Consider the following 17551-nt stretch of genomic DNA (forward strand, 5'->3'; position numbering starts at 1 on the left):
GTAAGTAATGTGTTCCATAAACTATTAGACATAAAAAAACTCCATTATTTCTAATGAAGTTTTTTGTGGGCGATGAGGGGTTCGAACCCCCGACCCCCTCGGTGTAAACGAGGTGCTCTGAACCAGCTGAGCTAATCGCCCTAAACAATTTGGTTTCTTTCGTTACCGTTCTTGCGTGTGCAAATATACGCCACTTTTCTAGATGTGCAAGTAAAAAATAAAAAAATTATAAAATTTCTGCTACCACAAATGTGCTTCCACCAATATATATAAAATCAGATTTTGTTGCGTTTTCAATTGCTTTTTGATAAGCTTCTGAAACAGAAATGTATACTTCGCCTTTTAGGTCAAAGCTAGCCGCTTTTTGTTTAAGAATTAGAACATCCAGCCCACGGGGAATATTAGGTTTGCAGAAATAATAAATTGCTTTTTTAGGGAATAAAGGCAGGATTTCATCTAAATCTTTGTCATTTACAACTCCTAAAACGATGTGTAAAGTATCAAAATCTTGTTTTTGGATTTGTTTCAACACAATTTCTAGTCCATTCCTGTTATGTGCTGTGTCACAAAAGACCTTGGGAAATTCACTTAGTTGTTGCCATCTTCCTTGAAGACCTGTATTTTTTACCACATTCAATAATCCAGATTTTAAATTCTCTGGAGTGATTTTAAATTCGTTCTGACTATTTAAAACGTTGATGGTTTGTAAAACTGTCTTTTTATTATGAACTTGATAATCTCCAATTAAATCAGAAGGATGAGTTTCTGAAATTAGATCAGCAGCAAAATAGATTTCCGAATTGCATTCTTTGGCTTTGGCTAAAAAAACAGGCTTGGTTTCTGGGGTATATTCTCCAATGATTACGGGAATATTTGATTTTATGATCCCTGCTTTTTCAAATGCAATAGCATCAATTGTATTGCCTAAAAATTGCGTGTGATCTAATCCTATATTGGTAATCACCGAAACTAATGGAGTGATAGTATTGGTAGCGTCTAATCGTCCTCCCATTCCCACTTCAATAACGGCGATGTCTACTTTTTCTTTGGCAAAATAATCGAAGGCTAAGCCAACGGTCATTTCAAAAAAACTCATGTCATTGGATTCAAAAAAATGTTTGTGTTCATTGATGAAATCAGTAACAAATTCCTCGGGAATATCCTTTCCAGTAATTTTTATACGTTCCCTAAAATTGTTTAAATGGGGCGAAGTGTACAATCCAACTTTATAACCCGCTTCCTGAAGTATGGATGCCAACATGTGCGAAGTGGAGCCTTTTCCGTTGGTTCCTGCAACATGAATGCATTTTATTTTTTCCTGAGGATTGTCAAGATGTGCTGTGAGTAAATGCGCGTTCGTTAAATCTTTCTTGTAGGCCGAAGCCCCCTGTAGTTGGTACATAGGGAGCTGATTAAACATCCAATTGGTGGTTTCCTGGTAGTTCATTTTTGTAATATAATAGTAGTTGTTTGAAATATTTTTCGTTTTTTTTAGTTTAATACTACATCGAAAAGTATCTTTATTGCAAAATTGAAATAATTTTTAGAATTAATGATTAAAATACAATAATATTATATGTTTAGTTTTATACAATTACAGGCCGACACCATTACCAACGCTGCTTCAAACGTAGTTATCGAAAAAATTGCTCCAAATGCCGAAATATCCACTTTAGGATTCCTTTTAAAAGGGGGTGTGTGGCTTATCCCAATCGGGATTCTATTATTTTATACTTTTTATCTGATTATAGAACGCTATTTGTATATCAATAAAGCATCAAAAATTGATACTCTTTTGATGCGTGATGTACGTGATAATCTTAATTCAGGAAATCTTGATTTAGCTCGATCTATTGCTGAGCGAAACAATACGGCTTCAGGAAATATCATAAAAGAAGGAATTCTAGTTATCGGGCGACCAATTATTGAAATTGAATCTAATATGGATCGTGCTGCAGATATCGAAATAGGAGAAATGGAAAAGCAATTAGGTCACTTAGGTCTTATTGCCGGAATCGCACCTACTTTAGGGTTTGTTGGAACTATTTCTGGAGTTATTAAAATATTTTATAGTATATCAGTTACTGAAAATATTAGTATAGGTAATATATCCGGAGGATTGTACGAGAAAATGATCAGTAGTGGTTCTGGATTAATCGTGGGTATTATTGCCTACAGCGGATATCACATACTAAATGGCAAGATAGATAATTTTGCTTTAAAAATTCAAAAACAAATCCTAGAGTTTGTAAATATTATCCAAAGATCGTAACATGTCTATAAAACGAAAAAGAAGATTTCATGCTGAGGTAGCTACTTCGTCATTAAGTGATATTATGTTTTTCTTGTTGTTGTTTTTCTTGATTATATCAACGTTAGCAAATCCTAATGTGATCAAAATGACGTTGCCAAAAGCACAATCAAACGAGAAAACAAACAAGCAGTACATTAGTTTATCTGTCACAGAAGATAAAAAATTCTACATCGACAAGCAGCCTGTTTCATTTGAAGAACTCGAAACAACTTTGATGTCTAAGATGGATTTATCCAAAGATCAAACGGTTATTGTTCGCATTCCGTTCAATTTACAAGTGCAGGATTTAGTTGACGTACTGCAAATAGGAGTGAAGAACAACCTGAAGTTTGTGATTGCTACAAGTCCTAAGTAAAAGTTATTTGCAGTTTTTGCGAAGCATCTGCATTATTTGGGCGTGACCAGAATAAAAAAAGGAGCTAATCAGCATAAAGTTGATTAGCTCCTTTTCCTATTCTGGTCGGGCTATCCGCAGTATTTTGGTACTTGCTCCTATCCCTCACGCAAATTAGTAAAATACTTGGACTTGTCGTTCCTCACAATGACTAGATAAGGTTTGTTTAAACCAAAAAGGAGCCATTTCTGCTTGTTCTAATTCAAATTGAAATTGTAAACAATCTTACCGACCTGTTTTTCTGGTGCATCCCTGCTGGCATCCCATTTTGTATTCATCGCAGCAATTCGGGCCTGGTCTAACAAACATTTTGCGGTATTTGTTGTTCCTTTTACACCGGCAACTGCATTTACAGTCCTTCCGGTTCTATCTACAGAAACTTCTACAACAACTTTTCCTTGTTCATTACACGTGTATTTTGGTGCAGGTTTAGATAATGCTTTTCGGTTTCCTAAAGAATAACCAACGCCTCCGCCAGAACCACTTCCACTTCCGCCACCGCTTCCGGAGCCATAACCACTACCAGTTCCTATTCCAGTTCCGTTTCCGCCGCCTGTTCCTCCACCGGAACCACCTGTTCCATAATAGCCATTAGAACTCAAGCTTCCGTTAGATTTTCCTTTGTTTCCGGCAGCTTTGTCATCGCCATCTCCACCTTTATTGGAACCTTTTAGAATACTGGATAAAGCATCATTGGTATTGTTAGAAACTTTAGGTTTTACAACCACAGGTTTTGTTTCTTCTTTTACAACTACTGTTGGTTTTTTAGTTTTTTCTTTCGTCGGAATCACAACACTTTCTTCAGTGCTGTTTTCTTGAGATAAAATAGCTTCCTCGGGAGTTGATTTCGCAGGCGTTTGTCTGGTTTGGTTTTTTACTTCCAAAACTTCGCTTTTATAATTCGCACCTGAACCAAAATCGCTGTCTCCAAAATTTACCGTAACGCCACCGCCACCTCCACCACCGGCAAGTTCATCCATGTTTGCAGGAGGCCAAAATCGGATGAAAAATAAAATTAACAACATTGTCGCATACAAAAGAATGGATAGTGCTAACGATTTCTTTTGATCTGATAAAATGGTGAAACTCATTTGTATTTTAAATTTAAAAAAGTGTATTACTAAAAAACGTTGAAAAGTACTAAAAATTGTCAAGAGTAAAAAGCGACTACCGGAATATAACACTGCTATGGCATGAGTTTTTAAAATAACCGCAGATTCGCAAATTTATTTCTTTAAAATTTGAATTTTGTAATTTGAGAGAGCTAAATTTACTTCGTAAGTTTGTTTCACCCGTGTGTGGTAATTCCGCTTAAAGCGGTTAATTTTAGATAGAAGTTTTTATTAAAATTAGCGGTAAAAACGACCTTTTTGCTTAAAACTAGAAATGAGAAAAGGGATTAAATAGATTTTAAAATCTATTTAATCCCTTTTCCGATACATATAAAGAATGTTGTTTTACGTTAACTGCTTCAAAGCGATTTCAAAAGCGGTAGCACTAATATTTGTTTTACTTGGATTTAAAGCATGCGCTTTTTCGATGGCTTTTTTGATGATTTCTGAAGTGTCTTGAAAGATAGCTTCATCCGTCATTTGTACTTTCTTTTCCATGAAATAAGCAAAAACACGAGCCATACCACAGTTGGAAATAAAGTCTGGAATTAAACTCACTTTATGATCTACATCTTCCATAATTGGACCGAAAAAGATTGCTGTGTCAGCAAAAGGAACATTCGCACCACATGAAATTACTTGAAGACCATTAGTAATTAAACTATCAATTTGAGATTGTGTTACCAATCGTGAAGCGGCACATGGAGTGAATATTTCAGCACCTATGGTCCATATTTTTTGATTGATTTCTTCAAACGGAATCATATTTTCAGCAACCAGTTTATTTCCATCTTTGGCCAAAAATAAAGCTCTAATTTCTTCGAAAGAAAACCCTTCTTCGTTGATTAGTCCACCATCTCTATCTATAATACCAATTACTTTAGCGCCCATTTCCGCTAAGTAAAATGCTGCCGCAGAACCTACATTTCCAAAACCTTGTACAATTGCTTTCTTTCCTTTTACATCTCCGCCATAAATAGTATAATAATTACGAACAGCTTCGGCAACGCCATAACCGGTAATCATATCGGCAACCGTATATTTTCTGGAAACATCAGGTGAGAATTTTGGATTTTCAATCACTTTTACCACACCTTGACGCAATTGTCCAATTCTGTTGATTTTATCAGCTTCGGTCGGTTTGAAGTGACCGTTAAAAACGCCTTCTTGTGGATGCCAAACGCCACATTCTTCCGTCATTGGAATTACTTCGTGAATTTCATCAACATTTAAATCGCCACCTGTTCCATAATAACTTTTTAATAATGGGGATACGGCTTTATACCAGCGTTGCAAAACGCCTTTTTTTCTTGGATCGTTTGGGTCAAAATTAATTCCAGATTTTGCTCCGCCAATAGCAGGTCCTGAAACTGAAAATTTCACTTCCATGGTTTTTGCCAAAGACAAAACTTCATTCATATCTAATCCTTTTCTCATGCGAGTTCCGCCACCGGCAGCACCACCTCGTAGAGAATTGATAACTGTCCATCCTTCAGCTTCTGTTTCCGCATCTTTCCAATGGAAAACTATCTCAGGTTCTTTATTTTCGAATTTCTTTAATAAATCTTTCATTTTTTGCGATATGTTTAATTTTGGCAAATATAAAAAATTGAATAATGTGAATTATGTATTTTTAATTTTATTTTGAAGTGTTTAAAATTTAAATAAATGGGAATTATCATCTGGTTCGGTCTAAAATAAAAGCGGTTAAAACGCCAAAAGTATAGGCAATCAAATCACTAAATAGAAAGCCTTGTCCTAAAATAAAATGTCCTGGGACTGTTTTACGAACCCCAATAATCCAATCTGATTGATACAGCTGTGAAAATTCAATTGCAAAACAAATAGTAATGGTAATCCACGCAATTTTTAGTTTGGAAGTTTTTAAAAGTAGGAATCTGACCACGAAGTAAATCGTCGCGGCATATAAAAAGTCTCCAATACACAATGGGATAAAAGTAACTGTTCTAGAAAATAGCCCTAGCAAAATAATTGTTGAAATTATTATCAGGTAATTGACTCGTTGGTTTTTCATGCTTTAAAAATGACACCGGAACTATGGTCTTTTTTTGCTCCTGTTACGCTACTTAGGACATTGATTTCTCCTCGTAATTTTAAAACCCCGAGCAATGCAAAAATCAACGCCTCTTTAAATTCTAAAATTTTAGCTGTTGGAATTATTAGTTTCATTTGTGGTAAATGGAATTGAATTCTCTCAAGAAGAAAATCATTGTATGCACCGCCACCAGTTATAAAAATACTGCCGTTTTTATTTGGCAAAGCCAAAGCAATTTGCAAGGCCGCATGCTCCGTGAAAGTGCGTAATTTGTCCTCAACAGCAATGGAATAACTGTTGATAATAGGTAAAATAGTTTCTTTTACAAATTCGAAACCCAACGATTTAGGAGGTGTTTTTTGATAAAAATTCAAAACATTTAATTCATTCAATAGATTTTGGTTGCAAATTCCAGTTCTGGAAATACTGCCTTTGTCATCATAATCCAGCCCTAATTGATTGGCATAAAAATTCAAAACGGTATTTACAGGCGAAATATCAAATGCGATTCTTTGTTTATTTTGTTCAAAGGAAATATTCGAAAAACCACCTAAATTCATGCAATAATCATATTTAGGAAATAGTATTTGATCGCCAATAGGAACCAGAGGGGCGCCTTGGCCTCCAAGTTGCACATCTTGAACTCTAAAATCACAAACTACAGTTTGGTGGATCAAAGATGCAATTTGGGGTAAATTGCCTATTTGAAGTGTAATTCCGTTTTGCGGTTGATGCACTATTGTATGGCCATGGGAACAAACAGCATCAAGATTCGTGAGATGCTTCCTTTTGACGAAATCATTAATAATAGTAGCAAGTAGCGAGGTGTAATCTTGATTAAGTGTTTCTAGCGCTGAGGCAGAGAAGGCTACGGCAATTTTTAATTTGTTTAACCAATCGCTTGTATAAGAAACAGTTTCAGAATCTACTATTTCAAATTTCCAATTATTATTTTTCACAGTAAAGACAATGTGTGCCAAATCTACTCCGTCCAGCGAAGTTCCGGACATGACTCCTACTACAGTATATTTTTCTTTAAACATTGGCTAAATTTACGAAAACGTTTGAAATCTGATATTTAATAATTACTTTTGTCCACAAATTTAAGAACATTTAATTTATAATAAAAATATGGATTTTAATCTAACCGAAGAGCATTTAATGATTCAACAGGCTGCTAAAGATTTTGCTATTGCAGAATTATTACCGGGCGTTATTGAACGTGATGAACATTCAAAATTTCCAACAGAGCAGGTGAAGATGATGGCTGATTTAGGTTTTATGGGAATGATGGTTGATCCTAAATACGGAGGGTCGGGTTTAGATAGTATTTCTTATGTTTTGGCAATGACAGAAATTGCGAAAGTTGATGCATCCGCTGCTGTAATTATGTCCGTAAATAATTCACTAGTTTGTGCGGGTATAGAGAAATATTGCAATGAAGAACAAAAAATAAAATATTTAGTTCCTTTGGCAAAAGGAGAGGTTATCGGTGCTTTCTGTTTATCAGAGCCTGAGGCAGGAAGTGATGCGACTTCACAAAAAACAACAGCAATTGATAAAGGAGACCATTATTTGTTAAATGGAACAAAAAACTGGATCACAAATGGTTCATCTGCTTCTACATATATCGTTATTGCTCAAACAGATATCGAAAAGGGACACAAAGGAATTAATGCTTTTATTGTCGAGAAAGGTTGGGCTGGATTTGATATTGGACCAAAGGAAAGAAAAATGGGAATTCGTGGAAGTGATACGCATTCGTTACTTTTTTCTGACGTAAAGGTTCCTAAAGAAAATAGAATTGGTGATGATGGATTTGGATTTGCCTTTGCAATGAATGTTTTAAATGGTGGAAGAATAGGTATTGCATCTCAAGCTTTGGGAATTGCAACTGGAGCTTATGAAATTGCTTTAAAATATTCGCATGAAAGAAAAGCTTTTGGTAAAGAAATTTTCAATCATCAAGCGATTGCTTTTAAACTTGCTGATATGTATGTGAAAGTAACTGCTGCAAGATTATTAGTGATGAAAGCAGCTTGTGAAAAAGATGAAGGGAAAGATATTGCACATTCTGGTGCTATGGCAAAATTATATGCGTCAGAAATAGCTTTAGAAGTGGCGAACGAAGCGGTTCAAATTCATGGTGGGAATGGTTATGTTGCTGAATATCACGTAGAACGTATGATGAGGGATTCTAAAATTACACAAATTTACGAAGGAACTTCTGAAATACAGCGAATCGTAATCTCAAGAGGATTGGTATAGTAAGAAACAAATTATAATTATTAAAAACCCTTTTCAATTTCGGTTGGGAAGGGTTTTGTTCATTAAATCGAGTTTTAAATATTGGGATTAGTCTTAAACTGGAAAATAGCTTTACATTAAGTAATGGTACGATTGTCTAAGAAAAGCGGTTTTGATCAACTTTAAACTTTTAAACTCAATCATGTGATGAGCCTTTTGGTATTCGTCGCAAGGTTAACAATTGAAATTTATAGGAGTACTAATGTTGCTTTTTAGATTTTTAGGATTTGGCTTTTAGTACTTAAAGTAGCAGGGTGAGAACCTAAAATGACTACGGATTTAGTATTGGTGTGATTTTTGTTCCGCTGCACATGCTTAAAATGAAGTTAAAATGAGAATAGTGTACTTTTTATTTTGGTACTAATTCCCTTTCTTTGTCTTAATACCGTGGTTTATAAGATAAAATAATTGGCTCAAATTTGTTGATTTAAAATATAAATATGCTAATACCCTCTATTAAAAACAGCTTAAATGAACTAATTGATTTGCTGAATCAATTGTCCCAAAAAGAATATTCAAATTCTTGTGCGGAATTAAGTAATGCATCTATTGGAGAACACACCAGACATATTATTGAGATGTTTCAGTGCTTAGAAAATCGATATGATTGTGGTGTTGTTAATTATGATACTAGAGAACGAAATAGTCGTATTCAAACGGATACTGCTTTTGCCATCGAAAATATTGTAATGATTCAACAAAATGTGGATAAACAAAATAAGAAAATTGAGCTATTACAAGTTATTGATGGCGAAGAAATTTGGATTGAAAGTAATTATTTTAGAGAGTTGCTTTATAATTTGGAACATTGTATTCATCATCAAGCATTGATAAAAGTAGCTATTTTACAATGTGAAACGGTGACTGTTAATCCTGATTTTGGTGTTGCTCGCTCTACAATAGAATATAGGAAGCAATGTGCACAGTAAGTTTTGTAACCACAAGGGATAAAATTATCATTACCTCAAATCGAGATGAAAAAATAGTGCGACCTAGCGCTATTCCACCTAGACTCTATACACTAAATGGGAACGATCTTATTTTCCCAAAGGATCCGTTAGCAGGTGGAACTTGGTTTGTTACTAGAGCAGATGGAACTATTCTAGTGCTGTTAAATGGCGCTGATGAAAAGCATAAAGTACAACTTCCGTATCGAAAAAGTAGAGGTTTGGTTGTTTTAGATGTGATCAGCAGCTTTTCGCCAAAGGATTTCTGGAACGACATTGATTTAGAAAATATAGAACCGTTTACTTTAGTTTTATTTCAAAATAAGATGCTTTTTCAATTGCGATGGAACGGAAAGGAGAAAGAAACCATGCCTTTGGATATTAAAAAAAATCACATTTGGTCATCATCTACTTTATATCCGTCGGCCATTCGAGAAAAACGCTCAAATTGGTTTCATACTTTTGTGGATCAGAATTCTGATCTTTCAGTCTCAAAAATGTATGGTTTTCATCGCCATACGGAGTCCGGAAATAATGAAAATGGCCTTGTGATTAATAGGAATGATGAGTTGAAAACGTTAAGCATCACGCAATCCGTGCTGGAAAATAACAAAGTCAGTATCTTTCACTATGATTTGATTGCCCAACAGGAGTTTTCTTCGTCATTTATCACTGTTTAATAACTATAGTATGAAACTATTTTTTCATAAAATTACGCATTGGGAATACTGGCCTTTCCAGATTGTATATATTCCCATTTATTTTTTATGGTCCTATTATTCCATCAAGGCAAAGTCAATTTTTTTCTTCAATGCCTGTAATCCAACCATAAAAAATGGAGGTTTTATGATGGAGTCCAAAAAAGAAATTTACGATTTGATTCCACAACAGTATTTCCCGAAAACGGAATTAATAAAAGAGGGAACTGATCTTCAAAACGTTTTAAATGCTATTATAAAAGCAAAAATAAAATACCCTTTGATTGCAAAACCCGATACAGGTCTGCGCGGCTCTGCAGTAAAAAAAATCAATTCTATAACTGATTTAGAAGAATATACGCAAAAAGCAAATTTCGATTATGTGGTTCAGGATTTAATTCCATTTGATAATGAAGTTGGAATTTTCTATGTTCGTTATCCTCATGAAAAAGCGGGTAGAATTACAGGAATCGTATCAAAGGAATTTTTAATTGTCACTGGTAATGGCTTTTCAACTATAGATGAATTGATTAAAGAAAACCCGCGATATGAATTACAATTGCCCGTTTTAAAGCAGGAATACGGTCGAAGATTGCTCGATATTTTACCTAAAGGGGAGAAATTGAATTTGGTGCCTTATGGGAATCATGCTCGAGGCGCAAAATTCATTGATGGAAGTCATTGGATAACTCCAAAATTAACACAGACTATAAACGAAATGTGTTTGCAAATTCCAGGTTTCTATTTTGGTAGATTGGATGTAATGTATCATACTATGGAAGAATTGGAGCAAGGCCTTAATTTTTTAGTTGTAGAACTAAATGGCGCTGGGAGTGAACCCACTCACATATACGACCCAAAGCATTCTTTATTTTTTGCTTGGAAAGAACTCGCACGGCATATTACGTATATGTATGAAATAAGCGTAGCGAACCATAAAAAGGGTGCTGCCTATTTACTGCATAAGGACGGCATGAAAGAATATAAAATGCACTTGGAACAAAGCAATAAAATTATAAATTTTTAAAGTAATGATGGCATTAAAGAATATTTTTATTGGTTTTTTAGTGAGCTTTATTGGTTCCATACCATTAGGATATTTGAATGTTATCGGTTTTGAAATTTATTCAAAGTTAGGAATGAACAGCTTGGTGTTCTTTTTATTAGGAGTAATTTTCGTGGAGATGTTTGTGATTTATTTCACTTTAATTTTTGCAAAGCAACTGGTCAATAATAAAAAACTTATGAAAATTATTGATTTTTTTGCCGTTTTTTTTCTGTTGATAATAGGCTATTCTTTCTATGCAAGTGCTAATCAAACGATAGATCAGCAAGGTGTTTTAGAAAAATATGCGATGTATTCGCCCTTGTTAATAGGTGTTTTTTTGAGTGCTATTAATTTTCTTCAAGTACCATTTTGGACCGGTTGGAATCTGTATCTGATCAATGGTAATTATATTTCAATTGTAAATAAACTCAAACTGTTTTATATTGCAGGGACTTTAATAGGTACATTTGTCGGAATGTTGAGTTTGGTTCTGATATTGAATATTTTAGCTCAAAATACAGCAAGCTTTTCTAAATATATAATTCCAATTGTAATTCCATCATTTTTTGTGGTTTTAGCTTTTGCTCAAATGGTTAAAGTTTACAAAAAATATTATCGAGAAAGAGTCTGAATATAAAAATAAGGATAAATTATATCATTTTACTAACCAAAAATCCGCTTTAATTATGAAAAAAGTTTTTCTGTTACTTCCATTTCTTTTCTTGTGCTGCAAACCAATTTCTTCGGTTGTGACTGAGACCACAACAAGTGAACCGCTATCAATCGAGTATAAAGTAAAAGAAAATGATGTCGCTAAAACATTAAAATATTTAGCTTCAGATGAATTAGAAGGAAGGGAAACTGGACAAGCAGGGATGGTAAAAGCTGCGGATTATTTAGAGCAATTTTTTATAGATAGTAAGGTAAAGCCCTATTTCAAATCGTATCGGGATACACTTTCCACTTTCAAGGGTACTGCGTTTAATATAGTTGGTTATATTGAAGGTACTGATGCTGTTCTAAAAAATGAATTTATAATTCTAAGTGCGCATTATGATCATATTGGAATAGATAAAAAAGGGGTGAATGGGGATTTTATTAATAATGGTGCCAATGATGATGCCTCAGGAACAACCGCAGTTGCTGAAATGGCAAAGTATTTCAGTAGTGCCAAAAATAACAAACGAAGCATTCTTTTTGTGTTTTTTACAGGAGAAGAAAAAGGATTGTTGGGTTCTAAACATTTAGCCAAAAAATTGAAAGCGCAAGATTTTAAATTGTATGCCCAGTTTAATATTGAAATGATTGGTGTACCAATGAAAAGAGATTATCTAGCTTATATTACCGGTTTTGATAAGTCGAATATGGCTGGAAAAATAAATGAATATACTGGAAAAAGCACGATTGGTTTTCTTCCAAAGGAAGCCGAATTTCAACTCTTTTACAGATCCGATAACTTCTCTTTTTATGATGTTTTCAAAGTTCCTTGCCAATCGGTTAGTACTTTCGATTTTGAGAATTTTGAATTCTATCACCATGTTTCAGATGATTTTAAAGCAATGGATATTCCCCACATGACATCCTTTATACAAGAATTATTGCCTGCTGTAGCACAAATGGCAATTACACCTACTCAAGAAATAATAATGCTTAAATAACTTAAGTAAAGGATTGCTTCATATCATAAGCCAAAATATAATAGTCATTTGTGTTGAATTGAAAATCGCCTATAATAGTCCATTTTAGCTTTTCGGTATGCGCTTTGGTGGAGGGGATATTAATTTTGTTAATGAAGGTCAAACTCAAAGGATATTTTTGCGACAGGTTTATTCTCATTAACTCAAAAAGGGATGTTATTAATCCCTTTCCACGGTAGTCCTTATGAATGCAAATGGGACCATATTGGAAACTATTGGTGGTAGTGATTTTAAAATCTAAAAAAGTAAGTTTGGGAAAAAGGGAATTCATATAGTTAAAAATGGGCCATTGATTGAAGAATTCCCAACTACCAGCAAAAATATACCCAATGATTTTGTAGTTGTCTTTTGCTAAGAACAATTCTTCTTTTTGGATAACTTCGGTAAGTTGTTGTACCGTAAATGGCGTGGTAACAAATCCAAAAGCTTTTTCTTCTTCGGATAAATTAGTAACAAGGTATAAATCTTGTAGTGCCAAAACGCCTTGGATGTCACTTATTTTTGCGATTTCGAATGTGATAATTTCTCTCATTTTCTGATAATTCGATGGTTAGGATTCTGAATCAAAAATAAGGAATTTTATAATAAAATTTTAATTTCATTTCAAGAACAATCTTGGTGTAAAGCATCACTTTTTTGTTGTTTTTGTTTATTTTTGTTTCATGAAAAATATTATTATAACAGGAACAAGCAGGGGAATAGGATTTGAACTAGCCTTGCAATTTGCAGCTGCTGGACATCAAGTGTTAGCTGTTTCTAGACACATTCCGCAAGCCTTGTTAGGTAACGAGAACATTACTTGTTTGTCGGTAGATTTATCAAATGAATCGGAATTGAATAAAGTAAATGAGTTTCTTTCCAAGTCTTGGAAACAAGTCGATGCTGTCATTCATAACGCAGGAAGTTTATTGTTGAAACCTTTTTCAGAAACGACTCAGGAAGATTTTGAAAATATCTATAAAGTCAATGTTTTTGGAGTTGCTAATTTGACTCGTGTTTGTTTGTCGTACCTGCAAAAAGGTAGCCATGTGGTAACGATTAGTTCTATGGGCGGAATTCAGGGAAGTTTGAAGTTTGCTGGATTGGCAGCTTATAGTTCGAGTAAAGGAGCCGTGATTACATTATCAGAATTACTGGCAGAAGAATACAAAGATCGTGGAATTTCATTTAACGTTTTAGCTTTAGGATCAGTGCAAACAGAAATGCTGGCTGAAGCTTTTCCAGGCTATCAAGCACCAATAACAGCGGGCGAAATGGCAAATTATATTTTTGATTTTACTTTGACCGGAAACAAATATTTCAATGGTAAAGTGTTGCAAGTTTCTTCTACGAATCCTTAATTATAACTCATAATTGTTTTGAGCGAAACCTTATCTAGATATATTCCCGAGCATGCGGTAAAACCCGTTTTCGAACTTATTGTTGCCAATCAAGTGCATCTTAAGATTGTAAACGAGAGACAAACGCGTCATGGAGATTATCGAAAAGGTGTGAATGGAAAGCATGAAATTACGGTAAACTCAAATTTGAATAAATACAAGTTCTTGATTACATTGATTCATGAAATTTCTCATTTGGTTGCCTTTGAAAAGTTCGGTAGAAACATTAAGCCGCATGGAAACGAATGGAAATATTCTTTTCAGCGGTTGATGATTCCTTATATTCGACCTGAAATTTTTCCGAATCACTTGTTGCCTTTATTGGCTCGACATTTCAAAAATCCAACGGCCAGCAGTGATACTGATGCTACTTTGGCATTGGCATTGAAGCAATTTGATCTGCAAAATGATAAAAATTATGTTTTTGAAATTCCTTACGGTAGTGTTTTCCGAATCCAAAATGGAAAGATTTTCAAGAAAATAGCCGTTAGAACCAAGCGTTTTGAATGCCTCGAAATGAGTACTGGAAAAACGTATTTATTCAATCCTAATGCTGAGGTAGAACTGTTGAAATCCAGTTAGCATTACTCCTTCAAATACGCTTCACGTACTTTTTTGAATAAATTAGAAGAATAAACAAAGGCGACAACATCCTCATTATCAGTTCTGAAAATTTCTTCTTTGTTTCCTTCCCAGGCCTTTAAACCATCTTTCAGGAATAGAATTTTCTCTCCAATTTCCATCACGGAGTTCATGTCGTGAGTATTTATAACTGTTGTGATGTTATACTCTTCGGTAATTTCTTTGATCAAATTATCAATCAAAATTGCTGTATTGGGATCTAAACCAGAGTTAGGTTCATCACAAAATAAGTATTTAGGTTTGTTTACGATTGCACGAGCAATAGCAACACGTTTTTGCATCCCTCCAGAAATTTGAGAAGGTAATTTTCCATGTGCGTCTGTTAATGCTACTCTTTCTAGCACAAAATCAACACGTTCTTTTATTTTAGCTTTATTATCTTTGGTAAACATTCGTAATGGGAATCCAACATTTTCAGCTACAGTCATGGAGTCAAACAGAGCACTTCCTTGAAATACCATTCCAATTTCCGTTCTAAGTTCTCTCTTTTCATTTGGATCTAATTCGGAGTAAATTCGTCCATCAAAACATATTTGACCAGATTCAGGCGTGTGAATGCCCAAAAGACTTTTTAATAAAACTGTTTTTCCGGATCCGCTTTGCCCAATTATTAAATTGGTTTTTCCAGTTTCAAAAACGGTCGAAATGCCTTTAAGAATTTTGTTTCCGTTAAATGATTTTTCTATATTTTTAATTTCTATCATGAGCCTAGTAACAGTTGTGTTAATATATAATTAAAAAGTATAATGGAAACGGATGTCCAAACAAAGGAAACGGTGCTGGCTTTCCCTACTTCAAGTGCGCCACCTTTCATGTAATAGCCGTGAAATGAAGGTATGGTTGCTAATAACATGGCAAAAATTAATGTTTTTATGAAGGCATAAACAATATGAAACGGAATAAAGTCCATTTGGGTACCATTTATAAATTCAGCGCTTGAGATAAAGCCGCCATAAACACCCGCCATCCATCCACCGAGAACGCCTAGAAACATTGCAATTCCAATAAGAAATGGATATAATAATAAGGCAATTATTTTTGGGAATACAAGGTAATTTAAGGAATTTACCCCCATTACTTCTAAGGCATCAATTTGTTCCGTAACCCTCATCGTTCCTATGCTTGAAGTGATAAAGGAACCCATTTTCCCAGCCATGATAACGGAAATAAAAGTAGGAGCAAATTCTAACACAACGGATTGTCGTGTTGCAAAGCCAATAAGGTATTTTGGAATCAAAGGATTCGTCAAATTTAATGCGGTTTGGATAGCAACTACACCTCCTACGAAGAAAGAAATGAACGCTACAATACCAAGAGAATCGATAATTAAGTCATCAATTTCCTTGAAAATTAAATTTCTCATTACAGACCATTTGGTTTGTTTATTGAAAATTTCTTTCAGCATTAAGAAGTATCTTCCTATTTGCGTTATATAGCGAATGAGCATCATAAGTTTTACGAATATGGGCTAAATTACAAAAAATGTCAGGAGTTATCTCTTTTGGTTCAGCAGTTTTTTGATTTTGTTGGCTAAAAAAGCTTTTGTTTCATTTTCTTCAAACGGTATTTCCGAATGAATTTTGCTTGCTCTATTGTTACTAATAAAGGAGTTTGGGCCGCTTTAGCTTTGCAGAAACCTTTAATGTAATCTATAAAAAGTAGCGGTTTTTTCTTCATTAGCGCCAGTTTTGTCGAAGCTATGGAAGTGATTAAAAAACCGTAGCCTAAAGTGTAAAATGCTTCTCCTTGTTTGTATCGGGCTGTTTTGTTGTAGTTTGCTCCGGTTGGTTTCAGATGTTTTACAATTAATGAAGAATCCGTAACGACTTTCCATCCGTAGAATTTCGAGAGTAATTCATCGACGGTATCCCAACCCATTGCTGGCTTTAAATTGCCTATTTGTAAAAAACATTCTTTTCTGTAGGCTTTGAAGGCACCCCGAATGTGGTCTTTATCAGTTAGATTTTCTAGAATCCAAGAGCCATTTTTCTCGATATACGCAAATCCACCAACCATTCCTATGGTGGCATCTTTTTCGAAAGTATTTAAAACAGTTTCAAAATAATTGTGTGGTAGAATCAAATCGGCATCTAGCTTTACAATGACATCGTAATTTTCGTCCAATGTTTCAAAACCCTTGTGAAAAGCTTGAATGACTTTGCTTCCCGGCAAATGTATTGCTTCAGAGGTTTTATTGACCAATGTGATAAAAGGATTTTCTTTGGCGAAGTCCATCACGATTTCGGCAGTTTTATCCGTAGAATTGTCATTGACAACGACAACTTTTTTGGGTAAAACGGTTTGTGAAATCAATGAATCTAATGTCAAAGCAATAAATGCTTCCTCGTTATGCGCCGGAATGACGATATAATAATTCATTATTTTATTTTTTCGGCGTAAACGATGTAATATCTAGGCGTGAATTTTCGCAGTAATGGGCGAATGCCAAATTTCTTAACAGGATTGGTCCATTTTTCTCGATCTATTATTTTCCATCCAGTTTTTTCCAAAAGCCAATCGAGTTGCCAATCTTCAAATTCATGGTAATGTCTGTCCCATAAATCTGTTTTGCTTCTATAGGCTGGGGAAAACCAAAGACGCATTGGAATGGATATAAGTAGTTTGTCGGATTTTATTTCTTTTAAAATAGTGAAAGGATTTAAAAGGTGTTCAAAGATCTCGAAAGCCGTTACAACAGCTGTTTTTTCAGATTGAAATACCGATTGATCTAGGTCTAAGTCTTCACCAGTTGTGTTTTTAACATTGAAACCTTCTTCCTTCATGATTCTAGAAAAAGGGTTTTCAACACCTAAATCTAATATGGTCTCTGAATTTGACACGTGTTTTTTTAGAAATTCTAAAGTATGTTTGAATCTTTTATTAGGAAATGTTTTCTCGTACATATTTATTTATTTTGCGCAATCCTCAAGGCTCGGGAATGAAGCCACAAATATAGT

General features: G+C 34.4%; 20 protein-coding genes and 1 tRNA gene. 10 read left to right on the forward strand and 11 right to left on the reverse strand.

The annotated features are described in order from the left end of the window. Window positions 1–66 precede the first annotated feature (66 nt). Both BLS90_RS10500 and BLS90_RS10505 read right to left on the reverse strand, forming a co-directional pair. Window positions 67–141, reverse strand: a tRNA-Val gene (locus tag BLS90_RS10500). Between the two features lie 85 nt (window positions 142–226). Next, the gene (locus BLS90_RS10505) at window positions 227–1447 is read right to left on the reverse strand and encodes a bifunctional folylpolyglutamate synthase/dihydrofolate synthase (protein ID WP_091257600.1); all 1221 of its coding nucleotides are present in this window, start codon (window positions 1445–1447) and stop codon (window positions 227–229) included. 129 nt (window positions 1448–1576) lie between these two features. On the opposite strand from BLS90_RS10505, the gene BLS90_RS10510 reads away from it, so the two are divergent. Beyond that, window positions 1577–2272: a MotA/TolQ/ExbB proton channel family protein gene (locus BLS90_RS10510; RefSeq protein ID WP_091257601.1), complete on the forward strand. Its 696-nt coding sequence runs from the start codon at window positions 1577–1579 to the stop codon at window positions 2270–2272. A gap of 1 nt (window position 2273) precedes the next feature. Next, window positions 2274–2669, forward strand: coding sequence for an ExbD/TolR family protein (locus tag BLS90_RS10515; RefSeq protein WP_091257602.1), 396 nt, complete (start codon window positions 2274–2276; stop codon window positions 2667–2669). 236 nt (window positions 2670–2905) lie between these two features. Here the strand turns inward: BLS90_RS10515 and BLS90_RS10520 are convergent, their stop codons facing one another. The 4 genes from BLS90_RS10520 to BLS90_RS10535 all read right to left on the reverse strand — a co-directional run bounded on the left by BLS90_RS10520 (window position 2906) and on the right by BLS90_RS10535 (window position 6919). After that, complete coding sequence (locus BLS90_RS10520; protein WP_091257603.1) at window positions 2906–3799, reverse strand: hypothetical protein; 894 nt, start codon at window positions 3797–3799, stop codon at window positions 2906–2908. Between the two features lie 366 nt (window positions 3800–4165). Further along, complete coding sequence (locus BLS90_RS10525) at window positions 4166–5392, reverse strand: Glu/Leu/Phe/Val dehydrogenase dimerization domain-containing protein (RefSeq protein WP_091257604.1); 1227 nt, start codon at window positions 5390–5392, stop codon at window positions 4166–4168. Between the two features lie 106 nt (window positions 5393–5498). Beyond that, the gene (locus BLS90_RS10530; protein ID WP_091257605.1) at window positions 5499–5855 is read right to left on the reverse strand and encodes a ribosomal maturation YjgA family protein; all 357 of its coding nucleotides are present in this window, start codon (window positions 5853–5855) and stop codon (window positions 5499–5501) included. Continuing rightward, the gene (locus BLS90_RS10535) at window positions 5852–6919 is read right to left on the reverse strand and encodes an anhydro-N-acetylmuramic acid kinase (RefSeq protein ID WP_091257606.1); all 1068 of its coding nucleotides are present in this window, start codon (window positions 6917–6919) and stop codon (window positions 5852–5854) included. Before BLS90_RS10535 ends, BLS90_RS10530 begins: the two co-directional genes overlap by 4 nt. Before the next feature lie 88 nt (window positions 6920–7007). Between BLS90_RS10535 and BLS90_RS10540 the strand changes: the two genes are divergently transcribed. The 6 genes from BLS90_RS10540 (at window position 7008) to BLS90_RS10565 (ending at window position 12534) form a co-directional block, all read left to right on the forward strand. Further along, complete coding sequence (locus BLS90_RS10540) at window positions 7008–8144, forward strand: acyl-CoA dehydrogenase family protein (protein WP_091257607.1); 1137 nt, start codon at window positions 7008–7010, stop codon at window positions 8142–8144. A gap of 479 nt (window positions 8145–8623) precedes the next feature. After that, window positions 8624–9112, forward strand: coding sequence for a hypothetical protein (locus BLS90_RS10545; protein ID WP_091257608.1), 489 nt, complete (start codon window positions 8624–8626; stop codon window positions 9110–9112). Further along, window positions 9100–9810: an NRDE family protein gene (locus tag BLS90_RS10550; protein ID WP_091257609.1), complete on the forward strand. Its 711-nt coding sequence runs from the start codon at window positions 9100–9102 to the stop codon at window positions 9808–9810. Before BLS90_RS10545 ends, BLS90_RS10550 begins: the two co-directional genes overlap by 13 nt. A gap of 10 nt (window positions 9811–9820) precedes the next feature. After that, on the forward strand, window positions 9821–10855 hold the full coding sequence (locus BLS90_RS10555) for an ATP-grasp domain-containing protein (RefSeq protein WP_091257610.1): 1035 nt from the start codon (window positions 9821–9823) through the stop codon (window positions 10853–10855). A gap of 4 nt (window positions 10856–10859) precedes the next feature. Beyond that, window positions 10860–11507 carry a hypothetical protein gene (locus BLS90_RS10560; RefSeq protein WP_091257611.1) on the forward strand — a complete coding sequence of 216 codons (648 nt, stop codon included), beginning with the start codon at window positions 10860–10862 and terminating at the stop codon, window positions 11505–11507. Window positions 11508–11562: 55 nt separating this feature from the next. Continuing rightward, window positions 11563–12534 carry a M20/M25/M40 family metallo-hydrolase gene (locus BLS90_RS10565; protein ID WP_091257682.1) on the forward strand — a complete coding sequence of 324 codons (972 nt, stop codon included), beginning with the start codon at window positions 11563–11565 and terminating at the stop codon, window positions 12532–12534. Between the two features lies 1 nt (window position 12535). Here the strand turns inward: BLS90_RS10565 and BLS90_RS10570 are convergent, their stop codons facing one another. After that, window positions 12536–13105: a GNAT family acetyltransferase gene (locus BLS90_RS10570; protein WP_091257612.1), complete on the reverse strand. Its 570-nt coding sequence runs from the start codon at window positions 13103–13105 to the stop codon at window positions 12536–12538. A 130-nt stretch (window positions 13106–13235) separates the two neighbouring features. Here BLS90_RS10570 and BLS90_RS10575 point away from each other — a divergent pair, with 130 nt between their 5' ends. Continuing rightward, window positions 13236–13913 carry an SDR family NAD(P)-dependent oxidoreductase gene (locus BLS90_RS10575; RefSeq protein WP_091257613.1) on the forward strand — a complete coding sequence of 226 codons (678 nt, stop codon included), beginning with the start codon at window positions 13236–13238 and terminating at the stop codon, window positions 13911–13913. Between the two features lie 18 nt (window positions 13914–13931). Continuing rightward, the gene (locus BLS90_RS10580) at window positions 13932–14534 is read left to right on the forward strand and encodes a SprT-like domain-containing protein (RefSeq protein ID WP_091257614.1); all 603 of its coding nucleotides are present in this window, start codon (window positions 13932–13934) and stop codon (window positions 14532–14534) included. Window positions 14535–14536: 2 nt separating this feature from the next. Here the strand turns inward: BLS90_RS10580 and BLS90_RS10585 are convergent, their stop codons facing one another. The 4 genes from BLS90_RS10585 to BLS90_RS10600 all read right to left on the reverse strand — a co-directional run bounded on the left by BLS90_RS10585 (window position 14537) and on the right by BLS90_RS10600 (window position 17497). Then, the gene (locus tag BLS90_RS10585; RefSeq protein WP_091257615.1) at window positions 14537–15298 is read right to left on the reverse strand and encodes an ABC transporter ATP-binding protein; all 762 of its coding nucleotides are present in this window, start codon (window positions 15296–15298) and stop codon (window positions 14537–14539) included. Further along, window positions 15295–16044: an MlaE family ABC transporter permease gene (locus BLS90_RS10590; RefSeq protein ID WP_091257616.1), complete on the reverse strand. Its 750-nt coding sequence runs from the start codon at window positions 16042–16044 to the stop codon at window positions 15295–15297. The genes BLS90_RS10585 and BLS90_RS10590 overlap by 4 nt, the downstream gene beginning before the upstream one ends. Before the next feature lie 80 nt (window positions 16045–16124). Further along, complete coding sequence (locus BLS90_RS10595) at window positions 16125–16973, reverse strand: glycosyltransferase (protein WP_091257617.1); 849 nt, start codon at window positions 16971–16973, stop codon at window positions 16125–16127. After that, entirely contained in the window at window positions 16973–17497 is a 525-nt protein-coding gene (locus tag BLS90_RS10600) for a class I SAM-dependent methyltransferase (RefSeq protein WP_091257618.1), read from the reverse strand. Before BLS90_RS10600 ends, BLS90_RS10595 begins: the two co-directional genes overlap by 1 nt. Between the last annotated feature and the right edge of the window lie 54 nt (window positions 17498–17551).

Origin of the sequence: Flavobacterium omnivorum, from assembly GCF_900099915.1 — a bacterium.
Taxonomy (GTDB): Bacteria; Bacteroidota; Bacteroidia; order Flavobacteriales; family Flavobacteriaceae; genus Flavobacterium; species Flavobacterium omnivorum.